The organism is Comamonas denitrificans (genome assembly GCF_017368815.1).
Classification (GTDB): Bacteria; Pseudomonadota; Gammaproteobacteria; order Burkholderiales; family Burkholderiaceae_C; genus Comamonas; species Comamonas denitrificans.
Genome location: NZ_JAFNME010000008.1, coordinates 47,198 through 73,673 on the forward strand (window position 1 = coordinate 47,198; position 26,476 = coordinate 73,673).

The 26,476-nt window shown below is 60.5% G+C and carries 23 protein-coding genes and 2 tRNA genes; 9 read left to right on the forward strand and 16 right to left on the reverse strand.

Going from position 1 to position 26,476, the window contains the following annotated elements; translation table 11 throughout:
- Positions 1 to 37: 37 nt before the first annotated feature.
- From J1777_RS05245 to J1777_RS05265, 5 genes are all read right to left on the reverse strand, one after another.
- A tRNA-Asp gene (locus J1777_RS05245) sits at positions 38 to 114 on the reverse strand.
- 2 nt (positions 115 to 116) lie between these two features.
- Positions 117 to 192, reverse strand: a tRNA-Glu gene (locus tag J1777_RS05250).
- Positions 193 to 289: 97 nt separating this feature from the next.
- A complete protein-coding gene (locus J1777_RS05255) occupies positions 290 to 940 on the reverse strand; it encodes a LysE family translocator (protein ID WP_207574786.1) in 651 nt (216 codons plus the stop codon).
- Between the two features lie 278 nt (positions 941 to 1,218).
- Positions 1,219 to 1,953: a GTP cyclohydrolase I gene (gene folE, locus J1777_RS05260; protein WP_207574787.1), complete on the reverse strand. Its 735-nt coding sequence runs from the start codon at positions 1,951 to 1,953 to the stop codon at positions 1,219 to 1,221.
- Positions 1,954 to 2,059: 106 nt separating this feature from the next.
- Entirely contained in the window at positions 2,060 to 2,833 is a 774-nt protein-coding gene (locus J1777_RS05265) for an endonuclease/exonuclease/phosphatase family protein (protein WP_207574788.1), read from the reverse strand.
- A 287-nt stretch (positions 2,834 to 3,120) separates the two neighbouring features.
- Between J1777_RS05265 and J1777_RS05270 the strand changes: the two genes are divergently transcribed.
- From J1777_RS05270 to J1777_RS05280, 3 genes are read left to right on the forward strand one after another with little or no spacing between them, the layout of a single operon-like run.
- A complete protein-coding gene (locus J1777_RS05270) occupies positions 3,121 to 4,173 on the forward strand; it encodes a Fe(3+) ABC transporter substrate-binding protein (protein WP_207574789.1) in 1,053 nt (350 codons plus the stop codon).
- Positions 4,174 to 4,197: 24 nt separating this feature from the next.
- A complete protein-coding gene (locus J1777_RS05275) occupies positions 4,198 to 5,850 on the forward strand; it encodes an ABC transporter permease (RefSeq protein WP_207574790.1) in 1,653 nt (550 codons plus the stop codon).
- Between the two features lie 24 nt (positions 5,851 to 5,874).
- A complete protein-coding gene (locus J1777_RS05280) occupies positions 5,875 to 6,612 on the forward strand; it encodes an ATP-binding cassette domain-containing protein (RefSeq protein ID WP_207574791.1) in 738 nt (245 codons plus the stop codon).
- A gap of 83 nt (positions 6,613 to 6,695) precedes the next feature.
- Here J1777_RS05280 and aspS read toward each other — a convergent pair whose 3' ends face one another.
- From aspS to J1777_RS05330, 10 genes are all read right to left on the reverse strand, one after another.
- A complete protein-coding gene (gene aspS, locus J1777_RS05285) occupies positions 6,696 to 8,498 on the reverse strand; it encodes an aspartate--tRNA ligase (RefSeq protein ID WP_207574792.1) in 1,803 nt (600 codons plus the stop codon).
- A gap of 40 nt (positions 8,499 to 8,538) precedes the next feature.
- Positions 8,539 to 9,162, reverse strand: a complete 624-nt coding sequence (locus J1777_RS05290; protein ID WP_207574793.1) for a DUF502 domain-containing protein — start codon at positions 9,160 to 9,162, stop codon at positions 8,539 to 8,541.
- Between the two features lie 193 nt (positions 9,163 to 9,355).
- On the reverse strand, positions 9,356 to 10,822 hold the full coding sequence (locus J1777_RS05295) for a high affinity choline transporter 1 (protein ID WP_207574794.1): 1,467 nt from the start codon (positions 10,820 to 10,822) through the stop codon (positions 9,356 to 9,358).
- Positions 10,823 to 11,047: 225 nt separating this feature from the next.
- Complete coding sequence (gene ubiB / locus J1777_RS05300) at positions 11,048 to 12,613, reverse strand: ubiquinone biosynthesis regulatory protein kinase UbiB (protein ID WP_207574795.1); 1,566 nt, start codon at positions 12,611 to 12,613, stop codon at positions 11,048 to 11,050.
- Positions 12,614 to 12,626: 13 nt separating this feature from the next.
- Complete coding sequence (locus tag J1777_RS05305; protein ID WP_207574796.1) at positions 12,627 to 13,190, reverse strand: hypothetical protein; 564 nt, start codon at positions 13,188 to 13,190, stop codon at positions 12,627 to 12,629.
- Positions 13,191 to 13,242: 52 nt separating this feature from the next.
- Positions 13,243 to 14,232, reverse strand: a complete 990-nt coding sequence (locus J1777_RS05310; RefSeq protein WP_207574797.1) for a Tim44 domain-containing protein — start codon at positions 14,230 to 14,232, stop codon at positions 13,243 to 13,245.
- 133 nt (positions 14,233 to 14,365) lie between these two features.
- Entirely contained in the window at positions 14,366 to 15,097 is a 732-nt protein-coding gene (ubiE, locus tag J1777_RS05315; protein ID WP_207574798.1) for a bifunctional demethylmenaquinone methyltransferase/2-methoxy-6-polyprenyl-1,4-benzoquinol methylase UbiE, read from the reverse strand.
- A 36-nt stretch (positions 15,098 to 15,133) separates the two neighbouring features.
- Complete coding sequence (locus J1777_RS05320; RefSeq protein ID WP_207574799.1) at positions 15,134 to 15,553, reverse strand: gamma-butyrobetaine hydroxylase family protein; 420 nt, start codon at positions 15,551 to 15,553, stop codon at positions 15,134 to 15,136.
- A 95-nt stretch (positions 15,554 to 15,648) separates the two neighbouring features.
- Positions 15,649 to 16,083 carry an HIT family protein gene (locus J1777_RS05325; RefSeq protein ID WP_207574800.1) on the reverse strand — a complete coding sequence of 145 codons (435 nt, stop codon included), beginning with the start codon at positions 16,081 to 16,083 and terminating at the stop codon, positions 15,649 to 15,651.
- A complete protein-coding gene (locus J1777_RS05330) occupies positions 16,080 to 19,973 on the reverse strand; it encodes a DUF3683 domain-containing protein (RefSeq protein WP_207574801.1) in 3,894 nt (1,297 codons plus the stop codon). The genes J1777_RS05325 and J1777_RS05330 overlap by 4 nt, the downstream gene beginning before the upstream one ends.
- Positions 19,974 to 20,332: 359 nt before the next feature.
- Between J1777_RS05330 and J1777_RS14450 the strand changes: the two genes are divergently transcribed.
- The 6 genes from J1777_RS14450 (at position 20,333) to J1777_RS05360 (ending at position 26,203) form a co-directional block, all read left to right on the forward strand.
- Positions 20,333 to 22,144 carry a methyl-accepting chemotaxis protein gene (locus J1777_RS14450; protein ID WP_341352937.1) on the forward strand — a complete coding sequence of 604 codons (1,812 nt, stop codon included), beginning with the start codon at positions 20,333 to 20,335 and terminating at the stop codon, positions 22,142 to 22,144.
- Positions 22,145 to 22,389: 245 nt separating this feature from the next.
- Positions 22,390 to 22,938 (forward strand): bactofilin family protein, encoded by a 549-nt coding sequence (locus J1777_RS05340; RefSeq protein ID WP_207574802.1) that lies wholly within the window; start codon positions 22,390 to 22,392, stop codon positions 22,936 to 22,938.
- 252 nt (positions 22,939 to 23,190) lie between these two features.
- Complete coding sequence (locus tag J1777_RS05345; protein ID WP_232092874.1) at positions 23,191 to 23,409, forward strand: helix-turn-helix transcriptional regulator; 219 nt, start codon at positions 23,191 to 23,193, stop codon at positions 23,407 to 23,409.
- Between the two features lie 38 nt (positions 23,410 to 23,447).
- A complete protein-coding gene (locus tag J1777_RS05350) occupies positions 23,448 to 24,362 on the forward strand; it encodes a hypothetical protein (RefSeq protein ID WP_197971486.1) in 915 nt (304 codons plus the stop codon).
- Positions 24,363 to 25,343: 981 nt separating this feature from the next.
- Positions 25,344 to 25,982, forward strand: coding sequence for a DNA-binding protein (locus J1777_RS05355; protein WP_033944999.1), 639 nt, complete (start codon positions 25,344 to 25,346; stop codon positions 25,980 to 25,982).
- On the forward strand, positions 25,982 to 26,203 hold the full coding sequence (locus J1777_RS05360) for a hypothetical protein (RefSeq protein ID WP_033945001.1): 222 nt from the start codon (positions 25,982 to 25,984) through the stop codon (positions 26,201 to 26,203). Before J1777_RS05355 ends, J1777_RS05360 begins: the two co-directional genes overlap by 1 nt.
- A gap of 2 nt (positions 26,204 to 26,205) precedes the next feature.
- Here the strand turns inward: J1777_RS05360 and J1777_RS05365 are convergent, their stop codons facing one another.
- Complete coding sequence (locus J1777_RS05365; protein WP_124083171.1) at positions 26,206 to 26,475, reverse strand: hypothetical protein; 270 nt, start codon at positions 26,473 to 26,475, stop codon at positions 26,206 to 26,208.
- Position 26,476 lies beyond the last annotated feature (1 nt).

Genomic DNA, 26,476 nt, shown 5'->3' on the forward strand with positions numbered 1-26,476 from the left:
CCCAAGTTATTTTTTACTTGGGGCTTTTGACTGTTTTTGGCGGAGCGGACGGGACTCGAACCCGCGACCCCCGGCGTGACAGGCCGGTATTCTAACCAACTGAACTACCGCTCCTTTGGCGACCCTACGGGGATTCGAACCCCGGTACTCACCGTGAAAGGGTGATGTCCTAGGCCTCTAGACGATAGGGTCAAAACCTAGAAAGAAGAAAAAATCGTACAGAGCTTTTCTTCTTGAGTGAAGCCAGTGATTATAGCCAAAATTTTTATCTGTTTAAAAAAAAGCCACCCTATGGCCCACGCTGCAAGCTCACCAAACGCACAGCCAAACCAATCAGCACCAAGCCAGTGGCACGGTTCAGCCAGCGCTGCGCCCGGGCCGAGCCTTGCAGCAAACTGCCAAACCAGCCGCTGAACAAGGCAATCGCCGCAAAGACCAAAAAGGTGGCCAGCATGAACACCCCGCCCAGCACCACAATTTGTCCCCCCACAGGGCCCAGGCGGGCATCGGCAAACTGGGGCAGCAGCGCCAAAAAGAAAATCAGCACTTTGGGATTGGTGGCATTCATGACGACACCACGCCCAACCATTTTGAGCGCTTCGTGCCCGGCCAGCGGTGGATGCCGCCCTGTCTGCGCCGTGCTGCTAACCCGCACCGGAGCCCGCAGCGCCCCCCAGGCCAGGTAGAACAAGTAGGCCGCCCCCAGCAGTTTTAAGGCCGTAAACGCCGCAGGCGATGCCGCCACCAAGGCCGCCAGCCCCAAAGCCACTGCGATGGTGTGGCCCAAAATGCCAATGCACAAGCCCACCACCACGGCCAGGCCTACACGCCAGCCGCGCTGGGCCGATTGCACAAGGACAAAAAGGTTGTCTGGCCCAGGGCTGAGTGCCAGCACCACACAGAGTCCAAAAAATGCCATGAGCACTTGCAAGCTGGGCATGGTCAATCCGCGGTGAACGCTTAGCGCTGGGGTGCCAACGGGGCACGGGCGCTGCAGCGGGGGTTGTTAAAAGGAGGGCCGCGCCGCTGCCAGCCTTGGCTGGGCATGAATTGGGCGCAAACGCGCACATCGCTATCGAGTCGGCTGTGCCACCAGTACCACGGCGCTGGGGCTGCTTGGCTGGCGCGGGGCTGCAGGGAAAGGGTTAAAAGGATTAAAAAGATTAAAAGGGTGCCCACCCATACAAGCGATATGCGCACTGGGCACTCCCCGGTCCGTTAAACATTGCGGCCTGGAATGAGGGCCAAGAACTCGCGCCGCAAGTTGGCATCGCGCAGAAAAGCACCGCGCATGACGGAGTTGAGCATCTTGCTGTCCATCTCGCGTACGCCGCGCCAGGACATGCAAAAGTGAGAGCACTCCATGACCACAGCCAAACCATCTGGTCGGGTTTTTTCCATGATGGTGTCGGCCAGTTGGACGATGGCCTCTTCCTGGATTTGCGGGCGGCCCATGATCCAATCGACCAGGCGGGCGTACTTGGACAGGCCAATCACATTCGATTGCTTGTTCGGCAGCACCCCCACCCACAGCTTGCCAATCACCGGGCACAGGTGATGGCTGCAAGCGCTGCGCACCGTGATGGGGCCAACAATCATCAGCTCATTCAAATACTCGGCATTGGGAAATTCGGTGAGGGCGGGCGCATGGGTGTAGCGGCCTTTAAAGACCTCTTTGACATACATCTTGGCCACGCGCCGGGCGGTGTCCTGGGTGTTGTGGTCATTGACTGTGTCAATCACCAAACTGTCGAGTACGCCCTGCATTTTTTCTGCCACTTCATCCAGCAGCTGCTCAAGTTCGTGGGGGTTCAGAAAAGCGGCAATATTGTCATTGGCATGAAAGCGCTGGCCAGCGTCTTGCAAGCGCTGGCGAATGATGGTGGAAATGGGCGTACCCTCTGCCGTAGCAGCGGGCACCGAGGCGGATGAAGAGGCCAAATCGGTAAACATGGGGCAATAGTAGCAGCGATTAAGTCGGTGAAAATTTAAAAGGAAATTCGCGTTTTACGCTTATAGATAAATCGCTAATAGCTATATTAAAAATAGTTATCAAGGCTTAAAACCGAAATTCGGCAATCAAAGGCAAATGGTCGGACATGCGCCACCACACCCTGCCCTGGGGGACGTGCAAGCCCAGCGGAGTCAGCCCGCGCACATACACATGGTCCAGCTGGGCCAGGGGCAACCGGGCGGGGTAAGTCAGGGTGCTGGCATCTTGGCTCTCAAACTCGTACAGCCCATAGCTGGCCAGCATGCGTTTGAGTTGGCTACCCCAATCGTTGAAGTCCCCGGCCACGACCAAAGGTGCTCCGGGGGGTATTTCCCGCTCAATAAAGCGCTGCAGCTGCTGTATTTGGCGCACCCGGCTGCCTGGAATCAACCCCAAATGCACAACGATGGCATGCACCGGGCGGCCTTGAAACATCACCTCCACATGCAGCAGGCCGCGCTGCTCAAAACGGTGGTCGGACATGTCTTCATGCTGGTGGGTAATCACCGGCCAGCGCGTCAGCAGCGCATTGCCATGCTCGCCGTGGCGGGTAAAAGCATTGGTTTGGTACACCGCACGGTAGCCCTCAGGGGCCAGAAAATCGGCCTGCGGCACATCAGGCCAGCGCCGAAAGTACTCGGCTTCGCGCCGATTCATCTTGCGCACCTCTTGCAGGCAGACAATATCAGCGTCCATTTGCTCCACGGCCAACCCCAGGTTGTGAATTTCCAGGCGGCGCGTCGGCCCCAGTCCTTGCACCCCTTTGTGGATGTTGTAGGTGGCAACGCGCAGCAGCTGCGGTGCGGGCGGCTCTCGGTGGGGATTGGTGGGGACGGTCATGGTGGGAAAAGTCCTGGTGGTCTACATGGGCCACAGCCGGCACAAGGGGCTTGGCCCAATAGCACGGCTTTCTATCAATAGCATATGTCGCATCGGTCGGTAGATTCAAGGGTCGGTCGGTGCGGAAAAACAATTTCCCGATCCCAGCATCCCAGTTCCTTGAAAAAAAGAAACAAGCCAAGGAATGCGAATGCATCTTGCTTCATAATCAAGCACCTGCACCAATTCCGGTGCTGCGACCCGTGTGCCATCTTTTTGCGCCCCTTTGTTTGCTGGATGCTTTGTCTATGAATCCCGTGTCCCTTCGCTCATTTTCCCGCTTGGCGGTGTGCACTGCCTTTGCCGCTTTTTCCGCTTTGGCAGGTACGGTTGCCAGCGCTGCTGAAGAAATCAATCTGTACACCACGCGCGAACCGGCGCTGATCCAGCCGCTGCTCGATGCGTTCACGCAAGCACACCAAGGCAGCATCCAAGTCAATACGGTGTTTATCAAAGACGGCCTGCTCGAGCGCGTCAAAGCCGAGGGAGCCCGCTCCCCTGCCGATGTGCTGATGACGGTGGACATCGGCAATCTGATCGATCTGGTCGATGGCGGCGTGACCCAGCCGGTGCAGTCGGCCGCCCTGGAAGCGGTCATTCCTGCGCACCTGCGCGATGCGCAAGGGCAATGGTTTGCCCTGTCCCTGCGTGACCGGGTGCTGTACGTGGAAAAAGACCTGCCGCTGACCCAATTTACCTACGACGATCTGGCCGACCCGAAGTGGAAAGGCAAAGTCTGCCTGCGCTCGGGCCAACACCCGTACAACACCGCGTTGGTGGCCGCCATGATTGCCCACCGGGGCGAGGCGCAGGCCGAGCAATGGCTGCGTGGCGTGAAAGCCAACCTGGCCCGCAAAGCCGCAGGTGGTGACCGCGATGTGGCGCGCGATATTCTGGGCGGCATTTGCGACATTGGCCTGGCCAATGCCTACTACGTTGGCCACATGAAAAATGCCGCCGTCGGCACCGATGCCCGCAAATGGGGCGATGGTATCAAAGCCATTCGCCCCACGTTTGCCCAGACTGGCGGCACACACGTAAACATCTCGGGGGCCGCCGTGGCCAAGCACGCGCCCCATAAAGACAATGCGGTCAAATTGCTTGAATACCTGGTGTCCGAACCTGCCCAGGCGCTGTACGCCCGCGCCAACTATGAATACCCGGTGCGGGCCAATGTCGCGCAAGACCCGGTGATGCAGGCGCTGGGGCCGCTGCAAGTCGATTCTCTGCCCATTGCCGAGATTGCCAAACACCGCAAGCAAGCCAGCCAATTGGTGGACAAAGTTGGCTTTGACCAGTAAGCATCGCCCAGCCCATTCAACCGTATGCTGCTGCGCATGATGGACGCTGGCCGTGGCCGCTTCGCGCTGGCGGGGGCGATCATCATCGCGGCGCTGGTCGTGTTGCCCGTGGCCGTGCTGGCCGCACATGCTTGGATGGCCGACGTGGAGCACTGGGCACACTTGGCCCAATTTGTGCTGCCGCAAGCGCTGCGCAATACCGTGCTGCTGCTGCTGGGCGTGGGGCTGGTGTGCGCCGTGCTGGGCACCGGCAGCGCCTGGCTGGTCACGGCCTATGACTTTCCTGGGCGCGGCGTGCTGGCCTGGGCGCTGCTGCTGCCGCTGGCCGTGCCCACGTACATCGTCGCTTTTGCTTATCTGGATTTGTTGCACCCCATCGGCCCCATTCAAACGGCCTTGCGCACCTTGCTGGGCTACGACAGCCCACGCCAATTTCGCCTGCCGGACCTGCGCTCGCTGCAAGGGGCCATCTTCGTGCTGGGCTTTGTGCTCTACCCCTATGTGTACCTCACCACCCGGGCGATGTTTTTAACCCAATCGGCCAGCCTGCTGGAAGCAGCGCGCACCCTGGGGGCCAGCCGCTTGCAGGTGTTTCGCGAAGTCGCCTTGCCCCTGGCCCGCCCGGCCATTGCCGTGGGCATGAGTCTGGCCCTGCTAGAAACGCTCAACGACATCGGAGCCTCTGAATTCCTGGGCGTGCAAACGCTCACCGTGTCCATTTACACCACCTGGACCACCCGTTCCGACCTGGGCGCGGCAGCGCAAATTGCACTGAGCATGCTGGCCCTGGTACTGGCGCTGATCCTGCTGGAGCGCCATGGCCGCCGCCGCCAGCGCTTTGCCAATACCCAGCGCATGCGCCCCATGCAGCCCCACCGCCTGCATGGCCTGCCAGCGGCCGGGGCGCTGGTGCTGGGCGGCTTGCCGGTGGTGCTGGGCTTTGTTTTGCCAACGGCCTATCTGATCAATGAATCGGTCAAACGCCTGAATTTGGTGGGCAGCATCTCATCGGCCTTGCTCCAGGCACTGGGCAATACCGTGCTGGTGGCCGTCAGTGCCACGGTGCTGACCGTGGCCTGCGGCCTGATGCTGGCCTGGGCCGGGCGCTCGCTGCGCGAGAGCACACGCCGACTGCTGCCGCGCGCCTGTGTGCGCATGGCCAGCCTGGGCTATGCCGTGCCAGGGACGGTGCTGGCCATCGGCCTGCTGCCCCCGCTGCTATGGGCCGATCGGGTGCTGGGCCAAGTGCTGCAGTATTCCGGCCTGCTGCTCATGGGCAGCAGCGCCGCACTGGTGCTGGCGTATGCCATCCGCTTTCTGGCAATTCCGGCCGGCGGCATTGAGGCCGGGCTGTTGCGCATCCCGCCCTCGCTGGAGCAGGCCTCGCGCCTGCTGGGCGAAAGCTCAGGGCGCACACTGTGGCGCGTGCACCTGCCGCTGCTCAAACCCGCCCTGGCCGCCAGCGCCTTGCTGGTGTTTGTGGACACCATGAAAGAGCTGCCCGCCACCTTGCTGCTGCGCCCGCTCAACTTTGAAACCCTGGCCACCTGGTTGTATGCCGAAGCCGCCCGTGGCACCTACGAAGAAGGTGCGGTGGCGGCGCTGGCCATTGTGCTGACCGGCTTGCTGCCCGTCATCCTGCTGGCCCGCACCCAGGCATCCCGGGGCCACCACTAGCTTGACTCTATTTACCCTATTGCCATGCCCACTTTGCTTGCGCTTGAACACCTGCACCTGGCCTACGACACCGCACGGGGCCTGCGCACCGTCGTCCCAGATTTAAATCTAGAGCTCGAACGCGGACAAATCGGCTGCCTGCTGGGCGCTTCAGGCTGTGGCAAATCGACCGTGCTGCGGGCCATTGCCGGGTTCGAACCCGTGCGTGACGGGCGCATTGTGCTGGAGGGGCGGGTGCTGTCCTCGCCGCAGCAACAGGTCGCGCCAGAGCTGCGCCGCGTGGGCATGATGTTTCAGGACTACGCCCTGTTTCCGCACATGACGGTGGCTGGCAATGTGGGTTTTGGCCTGCGCCGCGCCAGCCCTCAAGAGCGCGCGGCCCGCGTGGGCGAGTTGCTGGAGCTGGTTGGCCTGTCCCACGCCCAGGACAGTTATCCGCACGAGCTCTCGGGCGGCCAGCAACAGCGCGTGGCCCTGGCCCGCGCCTTGGCCCCCGCGCCCGAGCTGCTGCTGCTGGACGAACCCTTCTCCAACCTGGACACCAACACCCGCGAGCACCTGGCACAAGAGGTGCGCCACATTCTGCAGGCCACAGGCCACACGGCGATCTTGGTCACGCACAACCAGGCCGAAGCCTTGGCGATTGCCGACCACATTGGCAGCCTGTCCGGCGGGCAATTGCAGTACTGGGACAGCCCCAGCGCATTTCGGCAGCGGCTGGGCGAAGAACAAAAACAAAAAAAAGAGCTGTTAGCGGCTTAATCAACTTGGTTTCAGATTCTTTAAACCCTGAAACCAATACAGATTGTGCGCTAACAGCTCTTTTTTAAAGAGCAAATCGCGGTTTACTGGGCCGCTGCGGTATTTGCATTGCGCAGGCGAATGTGCAGCTCGCGCAATTGTTTTTCATCCACCGGCGAAGGCGCTTGTGTGAGCAGGTCCTGGGCACGTTGGGTTTTCGGGAAGGCAATCACGTCGCGGATGGACTCAGAACCGGTCATCAGCGTGATCAAGCGATCCAGACCAAAGGCCAAGCCACCGTGCGGAGGCGCACCGTATTGCAGCGCATCGAGCAGGTAGCCGAATTTGGCACGCTGGTCTTCAGGGCTGATATTGAGCGCGGCAAACACCTTGGCCTGCACGTCGGCGCGGTGGATACGCACCGAGCCGCCGCCCAGCTCCCAGCCATTCAACACCATGTCGTAGGCTTTGGCGATGCAGGCACCGGGGTCGGTGTCCATCAAATCTTCGTGGCCATCCTTCGGGCTGGTAAAGGGGTGGTGTACGGCCACCCAGCGGTTGTCTTCCTCATCGTGCTCGAACATGGGGAAGTCCACCACCCACAGCGGTGCCCAGCGGTCTTCAAACAGGCCGGTTTGCTTGGCAAAGTCGCTGTGGCCCACCTTCAGGCGCAAAGCGCCAATGGCATCGTTCACCACCTTGGCCTTGTCGGCACCAAAGAACAAAATATCGCCATCCTGTGCAGCGGTGCGTTCCAAAATGGCGGCAATGGCGGCATCGTGCAGGTTTTTCACGATGGGCGATTGCAAGCCGTCGCGGCCCTTGGCCACTTCATTGACCTTGATCCAGGCCAGGCCCTTGGCACCGTAAATTTTCACAAACTCGGTGTAGCCATCAATCTCGCCACGCGAAATCTGCGCACCGCCCGGCACACGCAGGGCCACCACGCGGCCGCCTTTGGTGGTGGCAGGGGCGCTGAACACCTTGAAATCCACATCGGCCATGACATCGGTCAGCTCGGTAAATTCAAGCTTCACGCGCAGGTCGGGCTTGTCCGAGCCAAAGCGGGCCATCGCCTCGGCGTAGGGCATCACGGGGAACTCGCCCAGGTCCACATTCAGCTGCTGCTGGAACACCGCTTTGATCATGCGCTGGAAGATGGCGCGGATTTCTTCCTCGTTCAGGAACGAGGTCTCGCAGTCAATCTGCGTGAACTCGGGCTGGCGGTCGGCGCGCAAGTCTTCGTCGCGGAAGCACTTGGTAATTTGGTAGTAACGGTCGTAGCCGGCGACCATCAGCATCTGTTTGTACAGCTGGGGCGACTGGGGCAGCGCGAAGAACTGGCCGTCATGCACGCGACTGGGCACCAGATAATCCCGTGCGCCTTCGGGCGTGGATTTGCCCAGCATGGGCGTTTCGATGTCGATAAAGCCTTCTTTGTCCAGGAAGTTGCGCACTTGGATGGCCGTTTTGTAGCGCAGCATCATGTTGCGCTGCATGGCGGGGCGGCGCAGGTCGATCACGCGGTGGGTCAGGCGCACGTTTTCCGACAGGTTGTCATCGTCCAACTGGAACGGGGGCGTGACCGAGGCGTTGAGCACCGTCAGCTCATGGCACAGCACTTCGATCTGGCCGCTTTTGAGCTTGTCGTTGGTCGTGCCCTCGGGGCGGGCACGCACCAGGCCCTTGATCTGAATGCAAAACTCGTTGCGGATGTCCTCGGCCACTTTGAACATCTCGGGACGGTCGGGGTCGCAGACCACCTGCACGTAGCCTTCGCGGTCGCGCAGGTCAATAAAAATCACGCCACCATGGTCGCGGCGACGGTTCACCCAGCCGCAAAGGGTGACGGTTTGGCCCATCAGGGCTTCGGTGACAAGACCGCAGTATTCGGTGCGCATGGCCATGGTGTTTCTTCCTGCATCTCGGGGATGCGGTTGCAAAAAATTAACGTTTCTGATCGTCCAGGACGGGTGCAGGCGGTACCACCACCCCCATGGACACGATGTATTTGAGCGCGACATCCACGCTCATCTCCAGCTCCACGCAATCGCTTTTGCGCATGAGCACGAAATAACCCCCAGTTGGGTTGGGGGTGGTGGGGACAAAAACGCTGACGTAATCATCCCGCAAATAGCAAGCCACTTCGGTGGCGGGGCTGCCGGTGATAAAAGCCACCGTCCAGACCCCTTCGCGCGGCCACTGCACCAGCACAGCAGTGCGAAAGGCGTTGCCGCTGTCGGAGAAAACCGTGTCCGACACCTGTTTGACGCTGGAATAAATCGAGCGCACCACCGGGATGCGGCTGATCACGGCATCGCCCCAGGAGACCAGCTTGCGCCCGACAAAATTACTCGCCACCGCGCCCACCGACAACAAAATGGCCAGCGTCAGCAGCACGCCAAAGCCCGGAATATGCATGCCCAGCAGGCGATCGGGGTGCCAAGCCTCTGGCAGGATGGCCAGGGTTTGGTCCAGGGTGCTGACAATCCAGTGCAGCACCCACACGGTAATCACGCCGGGCACGATGACCAGCAGACCGGTGAGCAACCACTTACGCACAGCGTTCATGGGCTTAGACCTCGGAGGCCGCAAGGGCAGCAGCGGGTAGCAAAGAGTCTGCGGTGCAGCGGCTGGCGCTGCACCGGTGGGCATAAGTAGGCATAAAAAAGAAGAAAGCTGAGGAAATTTTCCAAAACCCTCGATTATAGGGAGTGCAAACCTCTTCGGGTTTCTACCTGCAGCTTCAGCGCGTGTTTACGATCTAAGCGGGGCAAGCCTGCGGATCGGTTTCGTAATGCACCACAGCATCTTGGCGGTTGTGCAACCATTGGGGCAGCAAGGAACCGGCCAGCATGCCACTGACCGCCGCCAACAATCCGGCCAACTGCTGCGGGAAGGCCTCCGCCCAGCCCGGCACGACAATGAACAACAGCCACACCCCGATTCCCAGCACCACGGCAGCCACTGCGCCCTGGGTAGTGGCACGCTTCCAGTACAAGCCAAACACCAGCGGGGTAAAGGCCCCAACCAGCGGCACTTGGTACGCGCCCGAGACCATTTCGTAAATCGAGCTGTCCTGCATGGTGATGGCGTAAATCAACACGCAGATGGTGAACACCAGCACCGAAAGGCGCATGGCTTTAAGCGTCTGCGCATCGCTCAGGCCCGGCTTGATGTTGCGCAGCACGTTTTCCACAAATGCGGTGGACGGGGCCAGCATGGTGGCCGAGGCGGTGGACATGATGGCCGACAGCAAGGCCCCAAAAAAGGCAATCTGCAGCGCCAGCGGCATGTGGTTCATCACCAAGGCGGGCAGGATTTTCTGCGGGTCTTCGGCCATCAGTGCCTGTGCGCCTTCCGGCATGATCAGCACAGCGGCAGTGACGATAAACATGGGCACAAAGGCAAACAAGATGTACAGCGAGCCGCCGATGATCGGCCCCAGTTGCGCCACGGTGGCATCCTTGGACGACATGACGCGCTGGAACACGTCTTGCTGCGGGATGGAGCCAAGCATCATGGTGATGCCAGCAGCGATAAAGAACAGCCAGGTCTTGCCGTCGGCGTTTTCCGGCAGCAAGCGCAGCTTGCCCTGCGTCGTGGCGTAATCGACGACATGGGCTGTGCCCCCGGCCAGATCGGCGGCAAACCAAGCCATCGCCAACAGGCCAATGCAGATCACCACCATCTGCACCAAATCGGTCACCGCCACCGACCACATGCCACCGTACAGCGTGTAAATCAGCACAATCAGCGTGCCCAGCACCATCCCGGCCGTAATGGACATGGCCCCTTGCGTGAGCAGGTTGAACACCAGCCCCAGCGCTGCCACCTGCGCCGCCACCCAGCCCAAGTAGCTAAAGATGATGATGATGGAGCACAGAATTTCGACCGTGCGGCCAAAGCGCAGGCGGTAATAGTCGCCAATGGTGATCAAGTTCTTTTTGTAGAGCTTATAAGCAAAGAACAGCCCGACCAGCACCAGGCACATGCCGGCACCGAAGGGGTCTTCCACCACACCGCCCAAGCCCTCTTGCACGAACTGGGCCGAAACCCCCAGCACCAGCTCAGAACCAAACCAAGTGGCAAACGTGGTCGCCACGACCATGTACAGCGGCAGCGAGCGCCCCGCAACCGCGTAGTCGGCGGTGCTGTGGACACGGCGGGCAGCAAACAAACCAAGAGCAATCGACCCCAGCAGGTAGGCCGCGATAAAAGCAATCAGCATGGCAGGGCAACTTCACAAGTAAAAAAGGGTTACGCCAAATTACGGGACGGGCGATTATCAACAGTTCACGGCGGTTTGTTGCAAGAAAACTTCTTTTGTCAGCTTATTGCCACACTGCAAGGGGATGCAGAATAAAAAAGATGAGCACTTTGCGCTTATTTATTAATAAATTCAAAGAAAAAACTCTTTGAACCCTTATAAATAAAGCGCAAAGCGCTCTTCTTTTTAAAATAATTGAAAGCGCACGATGGCCTGGGCCACGATCAAGCCCAGCACAAAGCCCAGCCCTGCGTACAACACACTTTGCAGCAAGCGGTTGGTGCGGCGCTGCTCTTGCAGCAGCGCCTGGGTCATCTGTGCTTGCCCCGCATCCTTGTGCTGCAGGTAGTCGCTGAGCAACCGGGGTAAATCAGGCAGGATCTTGGCGTAGCGCGGCGCTTGCGCTTTGAGCTCGCTCCACAAGCGCTGCGGCCCCATCTGGTCGAGCATCCACTTTTCCAAAAACGGCTTGGCCGTGCTCCACAAATCCAGGTTGGGGTCGAGCTGGCGGCCCAGCCCCTCGATGTTGAGCAGCGTCTTTTGCAGCAGCACCAGCTGCGGCTGGATCTCCACCTGAAAGCGCCGCGAGGTCTGGAACAAGCGCATCAGCACCATGCCCAGCGAAATTTCGGCCAGCGGGCGATCAAAGTAGGGTTCGCACACGCTGCGAATGGCCGCCTCCAGCGCCTCAACGCGCGTGGTGGCCGGCACCCAGCCGCTTTCAATGTGCAGCTCGGCCACGCGCTTGTAATCGCGGCGGAAAAAAGCCGTGAAGTTCTGCGCCAGGTATTCCTTATCGAACTCGGTCAGCGCCCCGACGATGCCAAAGTCCAGCGAGATATAGCGCCCAAACGTCTCAGGGGCCAAGCTGACCATGATGTTGCCCGGGTGCATGTCAGCGTGGAAAAAGCCATCGCGAAACACCTGGGTGAAAAAAATCGTCACCCCATCGCGGGCCAGCTTGGGAATATCCACCCCAGCCTCGCGCAGCTTTTCAACCTGGCTGATGGGCACGCCATGCATGCGCTCCATCACCATCACGTCGGTGTGGCAAAAATCCCAGAAAATTTCCGGCACCAGCAACAAATCCAGCCCTGCCATGTTGCGGCGCAGCTGCGCGGCATTAGAGGCTTCGCGCACCAAGTCCAGCTCGTCGTTGAGGTAGGTATCAAACTCGGCCACCACTTCGCGCGGTTTCAGGCGCTTGCCGTCGGCCGAGAGCTTTTCCACCCAGCCAGCCATCATGTGCATCAGCGCCAAGTCTTTGTCGATGACGCGCTTCATGCCTGGGCGCACGACCTTGACGGCCACTTCACGCTCGCCCCCGTCGCGGCCACGGATGGTGGCAAAGTGCACCTGCGCGATCGAGGCGCTGGCCACCGGCTGGCGTTCAAAGCTTAAAAAAATCTGATCGAGGGGCTTGCGGAAGGATTTTTCAATCGTATCGACGGCAATTTGCGAATCAAACGGCGGCACCCGGTCTTGCAGCTTGGCCAGCTCTTCGGCCACATCCGGCGGCAGCAAATCCCTGCGCGTCGAGAGTACCTGGCCAAATTTGACAAAAATGGGCCCCAGCTCCTCCAGTGCCTGGCGCAGCCGCTGGCCGCGCGGCGCATCGAGTTTGCGCCCAAAAGTGACAATGCGCCGCAGCCGACTGAGCCACGGGTGTTGAAAGCTGGAGAGCACCAGCTCATCCAAACCATAGCGCAGTACCACCCAGACAATGGCCCACGCACGAAAAAAGCGTCCCATGATGGCGACTGCTTTACGCTAAACGCTGGCCGTTGCCAGCCGCTTGGCTGGACTGGCCCGCAGCCTTGCCAACAAATTGACGTATGGCATTGGCCGCCGCCAGGGCCAGATTGGCCAGGGTGTGCGCCGGCACGTCGCCAATCACACGGGCCAGGTCTTCTTCGACATCCCAGCTCAGGTTCTCAACCAGCCAGTTGATATCAGCGGCCAGCTGCACATCCCCTTCAATGCGAATGGCCGGCTTGTCACCGCGCAAAGCGGCCTGGACCATGGCCAAGGGGTTGGTGTCGGTCACTTGCAGGCGCAAATCAGGCTGGGCCCCTTCGGCCGCCAGATTGAACAGACCCGCAGGGGTGACAACCAGGGCCATCGAGAATTGCCGCCATTGCACCAAGGCAATGCGGCCCGTTTGGCGCACCAAACGCTCCATGGCCTGGGGCTCTTGCATCACGATGTGGTTCAAGAACAGCACCACGCGTTGCTGGGTCTCAGAAACAAACCAGGCCGGTGGTTGTACGGCCTGGGCGACGCGCTCGGCCAAATTGCCAAGCAAAGAAAAGGGGGACTGTGTTGCCATAGTCCCCCGATTATCGGTCAAGCAATTGCGGCACTGGGCCGCCTGCGGCAATTTAGGTCAGGGCTTGCAAACCGGCCACCAGCCAGCCGCCGTTGCCCGATTTGGGCTTGGCCATGTTCCACACTTCGCGGAAAGGGCTCAGGCCTGCGCCCTGCTCTTCGCGGCTCATGCCCGAGAACTCGACACTGGCCAGGTACACATCGCCTTGGTCTTCAATGCCCAGCAGTTGGGCTTCCAATCCTTCGATTTCATTGATGTTGGCAGTGCCATCGGCCTCAGCCTCGCGCTCGGCCAGCTGCTGGCGCACTTCGCTTAGCATCTCATCGGTCATCATGGAGCGCAGAGTATCCAAATCGCCGGCATCCCAGGCCGCTTGCAAACTCAGGTAGTTGCGCTTGGCCGCGGTGATAAAGCCCTCGGTATCAAAGTCGGCTGGAATGCCCCAGGTTTGCGCACCCGACAAGGCAGCGCCGATCATGCTGCCACCAGCGGCCGCGCCAGCCACCGGTGCGGCTTGGCCAAATTGCTCCCAAGGACGGGCCGAGGCATCGTTGCCAACTTTCTCGGGCTTGTACTGGGGAGGATTGAACACATCGCCCGCTGCAGCCGGGACGGGGGCATTGCCCTGAAAGGCAAAGGGTGCCGCCCCAGCGCCAGACGCACTGGCCGCCTGGCTGCGGCGTTTAACCATGCGGAAAATTGCCAAGCCCGCCATGACCAGCAGACCAATCATCAAAATATTGGCAAACCCTTCGCCCAAGCCCAAGCTGCTGGCCAACCAGGCCAAGCCCAAACCAGCGGCCAAGCCGCCCAGCATGGCACCGACCCCCGAAGGTTTTTTGGCCGGGGCGGCATTGGTTTGCCCTGGTTGCTGTTGGGCAGTTTGCTGGCGAGCAGGAGCGGCAGGCGGGGTGGCTTGACGCTGGGTGACGTTGCTGGATTGGCGACCCAACGAACTGCCACCACCCATGCGCTTGGCTTCAGCCAGTGGTGCTGCCACTAGCATCGCCACAGTTAAAGTCAGTACCCAGAGTTGTTTCATTGTGTTGCTCCAAAAATAAAAATAATCAATTCGTTAATTAACGTAATTTATGCAAATCGGATGACAGATCTATGCGTTATTGCCCGCGTTGTTGTTTTTTGACGACGAATTCGCATGGGCTTTAAACCGTGTTTCAGCATTTGATGCCGACGTGCAGCGCCACCACCCCGGCGGTCATGTTGTGGTAATCGACGTGGCCAAAACCGGCTTGTTGCATCAGTGCCTTCAATTCCTGCTGACCGGGGTGCATCCGAATGGATTCGGCCAAATAACGGTAGCTGTCGGCATCGCCCGCCACCAGCGAGCCGATGCGCGGCAAGATGTTGAAGGAGTACCAGTCATAGGCTTTTTCCAAAGGCTTAGCCACTTTAGAGAACTCCAGCACCAGAAGTTTCCCGCCCGGCTTGAGCACCCGGCACATTTCTTTCAGTGCCGCGTCTTTGTGCGTCATGTTGCGCAGGCCAAAGGCGACGCTGACCAGGTTGAAGTGCTGATCAGGGAACGGTAGTTTTTCGGCATCGCACACCACCGTGGGCAAAAGAATGCCTTTGTCGTTCAAGCGGTCACGGCCCACGCGCAGCATGGCTTCGTTGATGTCGGTGTGTACGACGCGGCCCGTAGTGCCCACTTTTTTGGCGAAGGCCAAAGATAAATCACCTGTACCGCCGGCAATATCCAGCACCTGATCGCCTTCCTTCAAATTGGCGACCATGACGGTGTACGCCTTCCAGGCGCGGTGCAGGCCGCCGGACATCAGGTCGTTCATGATGTCGTACTTGCTGGCCACCGAGTCGAACACGCCACGTACACGGCGGGCCTTGTCGTTTTCATCGACGGTTTCAAAACCAAAATGGGTGCTGCTCATGGGGTACTCGCTTTCATTCGTCGAAGTCTTCAAATCTTAATGGCCACCACAGCCGCCGCTGCCACAACTGTGGCCGCCTTGCTGGCCCGGCATGGGCTGGTCACGGTCTTTGCCGGCAGCGGCCAAGCGGTCCAGGTATTCCTGCCAGAGCGCATCTTTTTGCGTGCCCAGGCGGTACAGGTAGTCCCAGGTGAAGATGCCGCTTTGGTGGCCGTCGCTAAAAGTGGGCTGAATGGCGTAGTGGCCCACGGTTTGCAAATCCACGATTTCCACCCCACGCTTGCCGGTTTGCAGCGTCTCTTGCCCCGGGCCGTGGCCCATGACTTCGGCCGAGGGCGAGTACACGCGCAAGAGCTCAAAGGGCAGCGCCAGCACGGTGCCATCGGCGTAGCCCAGCTCCAGCACACGGGATTCAAGCAGAACATCAATCGATTGGGGGGTGGGTGTGGTGGTCATGTCTTTACCAAAAAGGGAAGCTTCTACCGCTGATTAGAACTTGTTTTTAAATACAAAAGTATCTGAAATCATTTGTTTATCAGCGGAAAGAGCTCTTATTTTTCATAATATGCCGCAAAAGCCTGCTGCAGCGCCGCATCCACCATGGGCAGCTGCGCCACCACGGCGGCTTCACGCGCGCTATCGCGCGGGCGCTGGGCGCTGGCCCAAACGGGGGCGGGAAAGTGGCTGTCCCAGTCGTAGCGGGCAATGATGTGCCAGTGCAGGTGCGGCACAACGTTGCCCAGCGTGGCCAGGTTGATCTTGGTGGGCTGCAGCTGCTGGCGCAGCACTTGCTCGACCAGCGCCACGGCCTCCATGCAGTGCTGGCGCTGGGCGGCGCTAAGGTCAGAGAACTCGGCCACATGCGCGTTCCAGACAATGCGGTAGAAGGCGGGAAAGCCCGCCTCGTCAGCACGAATCAGCCGCAGTTTTTCGCCTTGCCAGATGGGCTGGCCGCCCGGTTCCTGGCATAGCACACAGTCATTCATAGCAGCACCTTCTCGATCCCGCCGTTGTTGGCGCGTTGTACGAATTCGGGCAGCCAGTCCTTGCCGAGGATTTGGTTGCACATTTCGATAACGATGTAATCCGCTTCCAGCAGGCCGGTCTGCAAGTCGTTGGCGTAGCGCGAAACGCCTTGCAGGCAGCTGGGGCAGCTGGTCAGGATTTTGATGTTGTCGGTGGCACCAACGGCCCCGCTGTCGCGCAGCTGGGCTTCGCCCTTGCGGATTTCCTGCTCCTTGCGGTAGCGGATTTGCGTGGAAATATCGGGCCGGGTCACGCCCAGCGTGCCCGATTCGCCGCAGCAGCGTTCGCTTTTGAGCACCTTGTCGCCCACCAAGGCGCGCACGGTCTGCATCGAATCGCCCTGCTTCATGGGGTTGTGGCAAGGCTCGTGGTACAGGTAGCCGCCCTGGCCCGCCGGCAGGGTGATGCCTTTTTCTAGCAGGTATTCGTGGATGTCCACAATGCGGCAGCCGGGGAAGATTTTGTCGAACTGGTAGCCGGCCAACTGGTCGTAGCAGGTGCCGCAGCTGACCACCACGGTCTTGATATCCAGGTAATTGAGCGTGGTGGACAGGCGGTGAAATTGCACCCGGTTGTCGGTGATCATCTTGTCCGCCTGCTCGTACTGGCCGCTGCCGCGCTGCGGGTAGCCGCAGCACATGTAGCCCGGTGGCATCACCGTCTGCACGCCTGCGTGCCACAGCATGGCCTGGGTGGCCAGGCCGACCTGGCTGAACAGCCGCTCCGAGCCGCAGCCGGGGAAATAGAACACCGATTCCGTCTCGGACGTGGTGGTCTGCGGATTGCGGATGATGGGGATGTAGTCCTTGTCCTCAATGTCCAGCAGCGCGCGGGCGGTTTTCGTGGGCAGGCCGCCGGGCAGCTTTTTGTTCACGAAGTGGATCACCTGCTCTTTGATGCTGGCCTTGCCCACGGTGGCCGGGGGGCGTTGCATTTGCGGCTTGGCCACGGTTTTGAGCACGTCCACCGCCAGCCGCTGGGCCTTGTAGCCCACACCGACCACACCGCTGCGCAGCAACTTGATGGTTTGCGGCTCGGTGGTGTTCAAAAGCGCCATGGCCAACTTGCTGCCGGGGTTGAAGCTTTTTTTGTCCATCTTGCGCAGCAGGTTGCGCATGTTCATGGACACGTCGCCAAAGTCGATCTTCACCGGGCAGGGCGTAAAGCACTTGTGGCACAGGGTGCAGTGCTCGGCCACGTCTTCAAACTCCTGCCAGTGGTGGCTGGAGATGCCCCGGCGCGTTTGCTCCTCGTACAAAAAGGCTTCCACCAGCAGCGAGGTGGCCAAAATTTTGTTGCGTGGCGAATACAGCAGGTTCGCGCCCGGAATGTGCGTGTTGCACACCGGCTTGCACTTGCCGCAGCGCAGGCAGTCCTTGACCGATTCGGCAATGGCGCCAATGTCGGACTGCTGCATGATGATCGACTCGTAGCCCATCAACCCAAAGCTGGGCGTGTAGGCGTTGGTCAAGTCGGCAAACATCAGCGCCTCGCGCGGGGATTCGGCCGGGACCAGCCCGTTTTTCTCGCGAATGAGCTTGCCCCGGTTGAAGCGCCCGTGCGGGTCGATGCGCTTTTTGTAATCGGCAAAGGGCGCGAGTTCTTCGTCCGTTAAAAACTCCAGCTTGGTGATGCCAATGCCGTGCTCGCCCGAGATCACGCCGTCCAGGCTGCGGGCCAGCGCCATGATGCGGCCCACCGCCTCGTGCGCGGTTTGCAGCATGGCGTAGTCGTCGCTGTTCACGGGGATGTTGGTGTGGACGTTGCCGTCACCGGCGTGCATGTGCAGTGCCACCCAGACACGGCCTTTGAGCACGCGCTGGTGGATTTTGTTGAGTTCGGCCAGCACCGGCTGGAAGGCCTGGCCGCTGAAGATGTGCGCCATCGGCGCCTTGAGCTGGGTTTTCCAGCTGGCGCGCAGGCGGTGCTCCTGCAATTCAGGGAACAGCGTGGCCACGTTGGCCAGCCACTCGGCCCACTGGGCGCGCACTTGCTGCACCAGCGCCTGGGCCTGGTGTACGCGGTCTTCGAGCAGCTCGGCGGCAGAGATACGGTCTTCGCTCTGCCCCAGCGGCAGCTCGCCCTGGGCGAAAAACTCCAGCAGGGCATCGCACAGCGCCAGCTTGTTGCGCAGCGACAGCTCAATGTTGATGCGCTCGATGCCGTCGGTGTATTCGGCCATGCGCGGCAGGGGGATGACCACGTCCTCGTTGATCTTGAAGGCGTTGGTGTGCTTGGAAATGGCGGCGGTGCGCTTGCGGTCGAGCCAGAATTTTTTCCGCGCCTCGCTGCTGACGGCGACAAAGCCTTCGCCGCTGCGCGTGTTGGCGATGCGCACCACTTCGCTGGTGACACGGGCCACCTCGTCGGCATCGTCGCCCACGATATCGCCCACCAGCACCATCTTGGGCAACTGGCCGTTGCCCTTCTTGCTCTTGGTGGCGTAGCCCACGGCTTTCAGGTAGCGGTCGTCCAGGTGTTCCAGGCCCGCCAGCAGCACGCCGCTGCGCTTTTGCTCCTCGAACATGTAGTCCTTGATCTCGACAATGCTGGGCACGGCCAGCTTGGCACTGCCGAAGAACTCTAGGCACACGGTGCGCGTGTGCGCAGGCATGCGGTGCACGATCCAGCGGGCGCTGGTAATCAGCCCGTCCGTGCCCTCTTTCTGCACACCGGGCAGGCCACTGAGGAATTTGTCAGTCACGTCCTTGCCCAGGCCTTCCTTGCGGAATTTGTGGCCGGGAATGTCCAGGCGCTCGGTGCGGATGGGCGTTTTGCCGTCGGCCTCGAAATACTGCAGTTCAAAGCTGGCCATCTCGGCATCGTGGATCTTGCCCAGGTTGTGGTTCACGCGCGTCACTTCCAGCCACTGCCCGTCAGGCGTAACCATGCGCCAGCTGGCCAGGTTGTCCAGCGCCGTACCCCACAGCACGGCTTTTTTGCCACCGGCGTTCATGGCGATGTTGCCGCCAATGCACGAGGCTTCGATCGAGGTGGGATCCACCGCAAACACAAAGCCAGCATCCTCTGCTGCGTCGGCCACGCGCTGGGTGACCACACCGGCTTCGGTCCACACCGTGGGCACGGGCTGGCTCAGACCGGGCAGTTGCACCATCTCTACGGGGGTGATGGCATCGAGTTTTTCAGTGTTGATGACCACGCTGCGCCAGGACAGCGGAATGGCCCCGCCTGTGTAACCGGTTCCGCCCCCTCGGGGGATGATGGTCAGCTCCAGCTCGATGCAGCCCTGCACTAGGGCAGCCATTTCGGCCTCGGTGTCCGGGGTGAGCACGACAAACGGGTATTCCACACGCCAGTCCGTGGCATCGGTGACGTGGCTGACGCGGGACATGCCGTCGAACTTGATGTTGTCCTTGTGCGTGAGCTTGCCCAGCGTTTTGCTCACCTGCTCGCGCAGCTGAGCGGCCTGGGCGAACATGCGCTCAAACTCCTGCACGGCGCGCTCGGCGGCAGCGGCCAGCTCGGCCACCAGGGCATCGCGCTCGGCATCTTCTTCGGGGCGGCGGCGCTTTTGCACCTCGGCCATGCGGTGGCGCATGGCCTGCACCAGCTGGCCGCGCCGCTGGCTGCTGTGCAGCAGATCGTCTTGCAAATAGGGGTTGCGCTGCACCACCCAGATGTCGCCCAGCACCTCATACAACATGCGGGCCGAGCGACCGGTGCGCCGCTCCGAGCGCAGCAGTTGCAGCACCTCCCAGGCGCGGTGCCCCAGCAGGCGGATGACGATCTCTTTATCGGAAAACGAGGTGTAGTTGTACGGAATTTCGCGCAGGCGGGCAGGCTGTGCGGCAGCTGCCAAAACAGCAGTCTGAGCAATCGGAGCGTTCATGGGATGGGGAGGTGCGAGGGGCGCAAATTGCAAAAGCGGCCGATTTTAAGCGAGGGGGGAAACGGACCGCGCCCCAAGGGCACGCTCTTCGCTGTACTGTCCACCACTTGTGACAAGCACAAAGCGCCTGAGCGCGCTTTTTTCAAGCCTGCAGAACCATAGTTACAAAACAATGTATCCTTTGCAACAACATGGTATTGAGCCTAATACATCGAAGTAACAGAACGTGGCAGGACAGGCAATCTGAAATGCGCTAACGCGTCAAAAATGAAGGCACCAAGCCAACACATGATCGGCCAACGTGGCCTGCACTTGGCTGCTTCAGCACACCATCTCACCAAACTCCTAGGAAAAGCACTGTGAATTTTTCAAGCATGAAAGTCGGCTCGCGCCTGGCGCTGGGCTTTAGTACCCTTATCGTGATCGGTATCGTGGTGGCTGTATTTGGTCGTATCCAACTAGAGCGCCTCGCAGACGAGGTGCAGCTACTCGTAGATGACCGCATGGTCAAAGTGGAACAAATAACAGAGGCGATCAATAACATCAACCTGATTGCCCGCGCTGTGCGCAACATTGCGCTAGCCAGCGATCGCCAGGAGATGGAAGAAGAAAAGAAACGCATCGCCGATGCCCGCGCCCGAACTGCAGACATTTATGCACAGCTGGAAAAATCCATCCACATTCCGGAAGGCCGAGACCTGCTTCAAAAAGTCATTGCCGCAAGCGTCCCCTACTACACCGCAACCGACAAGGCCGTCAGCTTAGGCTTGGCCAATCAAGCCGATGAAGCGCGCGAACTACTACGGACAGAAAACCGCGCTCTGCAGGACGCATATTTCAAAGCGCTGGAAGATGTGATTGCTTTTCAGAAAAATCTCATGCACACCACGGCCAATAGTGCGCGGGATACTGCTGACACCGCCGGCTTGCTGATGCTGATCATTGCCGGAGCAGCGGCTCTGGTGGGTGCGCTGCTGGCGTGGATGATCACGCGCTCCATCACGCGTGCCCTGGGCGGCGAACCCAACTATGCCTCCAGCATTGCGCGTGAAATCTCGCACGGCAACCTGGCCGTGGAGGTGCAGGTTGCGGGTGGCAACCCAGACAGCCTGCTGGCCAATCTGCACACCATGCGCGATAGCCTGGCCAAAGTGGTAGCCACGGTGCGCTCGGGCTCCGAATCGGTCGCCGCTGCCAGCAGCCAAATTGCCCAGGGCAACCAAGACCTGAGTGCACGCACCGAGAGCCAAGCCAGCGCCCTGGAAGAGACGGCCGCCAGCATGGAAGAGCTTTCTTCTACCGTCAAACAGAATGCCGATAACGCACGCCAGGCCAACCAGTTGGCACAAAGCGCCTCGACCGTGGCGGTGCAAGGTGGTGAAGTGGTCAGCCAGGTGGTCGATACCATGCGCGGCATCAGCGACAGCAGTAGCAAGATCGCCGACATCATCAACGTGATTGATGGTATTGCCTTCCAAACCAACATCCTGGCCCTGAATGCTGCAGTGGAAGCGGCCCGCGCAGGCGAGCAAGGCCGCGGCTTTGCCGTGGTGGCAGGAGAAGTGCGCACCCTGGCCGGTCGCAGCGCAGAGGCTGCCAAAGAAATCAAGGCCCTGATCACCGACAGCGTGAACCGGGTAGAGCAAGGCACGACGCTGGTGGACAAGGCCGGCCAGACCATGAGCGAGGTGGTCTCCAGCATCCGACGCGTGACCGACATCATGGGCGAGATCAGCGCGGCCAGCAGCGAGCAAAGTGCTGGTGTCTCCCAAGTGGGGGAAGCTGTGATGCAGATGGACCAAGCCACGCAGCAGAACGCTGCCCTGGTCGAAGAAATGGCCGCTGCGGCCAGCAGCCTCAACACCCAGGCACAAGATTTGGTGCAAGCAGTGGCCGTATTCCAACTGGCGCACGGCCAGGGTGTGACCCGTGCAGCACATCACACTTCGCCAGCACCCAAAGCGCCTGCCCACGTGGCCCACAAGCCAATCGCAACACTAGCCAAGCCAGCAGCCAAGTCGCCAGCCACAGCAAACAAGCCAGCTGCATCCAAAAAACCTGCTCCCGCTGCGGCCAAGGTCGCTGCATTGAGTGCGCCTGTGGCGGCCCCCACAGCAGTCGCCAAGACCAACAAAGCACAGGGCAACAACGACGATTGGGAATCCTTCTGATGGGATCATCGCCCCCTGCGCAGCACGGGGTGATTGCTAGCCAACGGCACTGACATGAAGGGCCGCCCCTGTGATGGCTGGGGGCGGATGAAACGCTTGGCTTGCGCTTACCCTGTATGCAAGCGCAAAGGCTGCAAGCGTGTGCAAGCAATGAGCGCTTTGGTTACTCCTCTTGCAAGACCGTAGCAGTTAGGGCAAGGCTTGGCACCTAGCATCCATGGCTTCTACAAGAAGGAGTTTTCCCCATGGCCGTATCCCCCTCGTTTTTCAGCAAGCGCGAACCTGAGCCCCTGCCGTCACGCACCCCCTCCACCAACCAGGCAAGCAGCCCCCCTGCCCTGCCCATCGCCCGCCCAGCCGGGGTGGCATACACCCCAGCCAACGCACCTACCCCCACCAGCGGCAGCGCAGGTGGAAGCCAACTTACGGTAGGCCCAAACATCAAGCTCAAAGGTGTAGAAATTACCGACTGCGACACCCTGGTGGTCGAAGGCACCGTCGAGGCGACCATGGACTCGCGCGTCATCCATATCGCGGAAGAAGGCGCATTTCGAGGCGCTGCGGAAATTGATATTGCCGAAATTTATGGCCGTTTTGACGGTGACCTGACCGTGCGCGACAAGCTCATGATCTTCGGCACAGGCCGCGTCAGCGGAAAAATCCGCTACGGCAAGCTGGTGATCGAAGAAGGTGGCCAGCTCAGTGGCGAAATTGCCGTGGGCTCCAGCAGCAAGCCACACTTAAAAACCAGCCCTGCTCCCGGCACCGTGGCTGTGCCGGGAGGGGCTGCGTAGCCGTTAGACGTTAAACAAGAAGTCTGGCCGAAAAGCATTTGTATAAGCGGCACTCACCTTGTTTCCTCTCATCTTGTAGTCACTTCCATATACACTTTGGCGGCTGCTACCCAGAGCGAAGCCCGCGTATCGCTTGCCTGTACCGAATCGCCGCTTTCGGATTTTTTGCTGCAAAAATTCCCTTCTGGGAATCCGTGACCGTGACCGGCCCGCCGTCTGAAACTGCCTGCATTCAATCGAAATGCAGGGGTGATGACGATGAAGATTTTACGCAAGAAGGCTGTCTGCGAGAAGCTGGGCGAAATCAATGAAGTGACGCTTTGGCGCATCTCCCGCGCTGATCCGACATTCCCGGTATCCATCCAGATCAACAAGCGTGTCGTCGGCTGGCTGGAGCACGAGATTGATGCGTGGCTCGAACAGAAGGCCGCTGCCGCACGCGCCGCCAGCAACAACGCTGTCTATCCCTGATCGCCGCGTTCCCGCAGGCCAAGGGTCAGGATTCGACGATGCGCAGCCTGGGCAGCTTGCTCGACACTGGCTTGACAGAAGCCAAGCCCAAGCGCGATCCGCTGGCGTGGATCAAGCAGAAAGCTGCCGAAGTGGCAGAGCAGGCAGAGCAGCGGGCAGCAAATGAACCCCGCCAGATGTTCTTGCCCGGCTTCGATATTGGAGCCTTTCCAAACCATTTGAACAGATCAAGCCTCATTGCTCCCATCGCACGAGGGAAACGCAAATTCCATCGGCAAGCTGTGATGGTTACGCGGCGGGATTGCGTGCTGGAGTACACCGGGGAGCAACTGGACGAAGCAGACGGCGACCTCATCATGGCATTGATCGCCTTCGCCCAGCCGTTCCGCTTGGGCACATCAGTACCGCTCAACCGCGCCAAGCTGCTGCGCAGGCTCAAGCGCAGCACGGGCAAGCACGATTACGAATGGCTACATCGCCGTATCAAGGCGCTGACAGAGGCCACACTGTTCCTTGAGGCCAAGAAGCCGGACGGCTCGACCCGGTACAGCATCGGCAAAACGGTGTCTTTCCGCATCATCGCGGCCTTCAGCTACGACGACGAGGCCGAGACGTACAGCTACAGCCTAGATCCCCGCTGGGTACAGATTTTCGGCAATCGGGAATACAGCCTGATCGACTGGGACAAGCGGATGCAGATCGGGCGCGGGCAGGACATGGCCAAGACATTGCAGCGGCTGGTGGCCACGTCCGCTGACCCAGTACAGCGGTACGCACTGGACTGGCTCAAGGGCAAGATGGAATACGGCGGGCGGATGCGTGATTTCCGCGACGCTTTAGCCCGCGCTGTGCGCGAGCTGGAGCGGCTTGAGATCATCACGGCCCACAAGGTCGAGGACAGCACACGAGGCAACCCGCAGCTTGCTCTGTGGCTCCCGGAGGCAGTGGCATAGCGTTCCGCCAAAGACTCACAAAGTGGGACGTTTTTCATCGGGATAGCGTCGCGCCCTCGTCGGGATAGCATCGCGCTTTATCGGGATGGCGTCGCGCTTTATCGGGATGGCATCGCGCACACCATTTGCAAGTATTTGAGTTAATTGAAGAAAAGCAGCATTTTTTCGCTTCTACCTTTCTTCTACTCTTCTTCTACCAGCAGAGCACTGTGGATAACTCGCAAGCGAGTTCCCCACAGCCTTCGCTCCCTCCGGTCGCTGCGCGTCCGCCCGTGGATAACGGCAAGCCGTTACCCACCGGCCTCCTTGCGGCTACTCGTCATTTAAAAATGACAGGGGCTACTTGGCGTCGGCTGTTTTCAATATGCCTCCGGCGGCCCTGCCGGGGGCCACTCGCCGCCGTGAGGCTCGGGGGCAGGGTGGCGGGCTGCGCCCTTCGTCCTTACCCCACTCGCACAGGCTGTCCGCTGCGGTTCAGCGTCAAGGGGCCGTGTCCTCGCCCTTCGGGCTGCGGGCCGCACCAACCCCTTGACCCTGCCCCTTCGCTGGAATCCGACGAGAAGCGCCCAGAATCGCCCGATATGGCGCGTTCTCGGTGAAAGCCATACCTACCCTGCTGCCTGCAACAAGAACGCGCCGCGAGCCGCTCAGGCTGCTTTCCAGTAGAGCCAGTTGGCAAGGCGGGTATGGCGCGACCTTCCCAGTCTTGTCGGCTGGCCGACAACGAGCGCAGCGAGGCGTCAGCAAGTAGCCCATCCAGCATTTGAAAAATGCGAGTAGCCCCAGCAAGGGAGCCGGTGGGCATACCTGCGTACCCGCCAGCGGCGGGCCGTCCACAGCCTTGGCTGTGGGCGGGCAGGTTGTCCACGGGCGGACGCGCAGCGACCGGAGGGAGCGAAGGCTGTTTCACCTTGGCTTACCCTCATCGTTACGTTATCATAACGTAACACGTTACGATGTTACGATGAGAAGGAGGCAGCCATGCAGCAGGTCGTCACTCAACAGGCGGTGGATGCCGCTGCTGATGCCATCATCGCCGCAGGCAGCAAGCCCACCTTCCGGCTGATCCAGCAGCGCGTCGGCGGGTCATTCACCACGCTCAAGCCGATGCTGGCCGACTGGGAGGCTCGACGCGAGAAAGGCGAAGAAGCTGCGGTAGAAGTGCCGGACGCCCTGCTGGCACGCGGGGCAGACCTCGTGCGCAGCATCTACGCCGAGGTTGCCCAGCAGGCGCGGGTGGAATCCGAGGCGGTGCGCAAGGACGCCGAGGCCCGCGTCAGCGCAATGAAGACCGAACTGGCCGAGGCGACCGAGGAAATCGCCCGGCTGGAGGCGCAGGACGCCGCCCGTGCCGAGGAGCTTGCCGCGTTGCGTGAGACGAACCGGGCACTGGAATTGAAGGCTGGCCGTCTGGAAGAGCGTGCGGAGCACGCAACGCGCATGGAGGTCGAACTGCGGGAAGCTCGTGCTGCACTCGCCAAAGCCGAGCAGCAGGTGATCGACTTGCAAGGCCAGCTTGCCACGGCTGGCGATGTTCAGCGGCAGCTTGCCAGCCTCGAAGAGCGACTGGCTGCGGCAGGCGTTGCGCCGAAGGGAGTCAAAAAGGGCCGGGGTGACTGATGCCGACCGCCGCCGAATATCAGAAACTGGCCGACGAGCTGCGGCAGCTTGGCGCGGTGTTCACTCAGGCTATCAATTTGGGCGATCAGGAACTGGCATTGTGGGCAGCCGGGGCGCTGTCGAGTGCTGCCGCACAGCCAGCCTGGTGGGCGCGTGAGGCTGCCGACAACGAAGCGGCGGCTATTGCTGCCGCCGCTATCGTGAAAGCACGACAGGGGTAGGCTTACTGCCCCTCCATGACCTCCTGCTCGATCCGCATCTGGAGCATCGAGATGTACGCAAGCAGCGTGATTTTCTCGACGAAATCAAATCGGTCGCAGTAGATGACCAGCTCCTCGCGGCGGTATTCCCGCTGCCGTCGGCAACTAGACGGAATCAGCACGATTCGAGGTTCTGGCCTGCGTTTTCGGGGCGCGAACGGCAGCAACTCCAAGATCACGCCGGGGCACGAGCGCATGGCCTGGACAAACCTCTGCCGTTCTTCCTTCTCCATG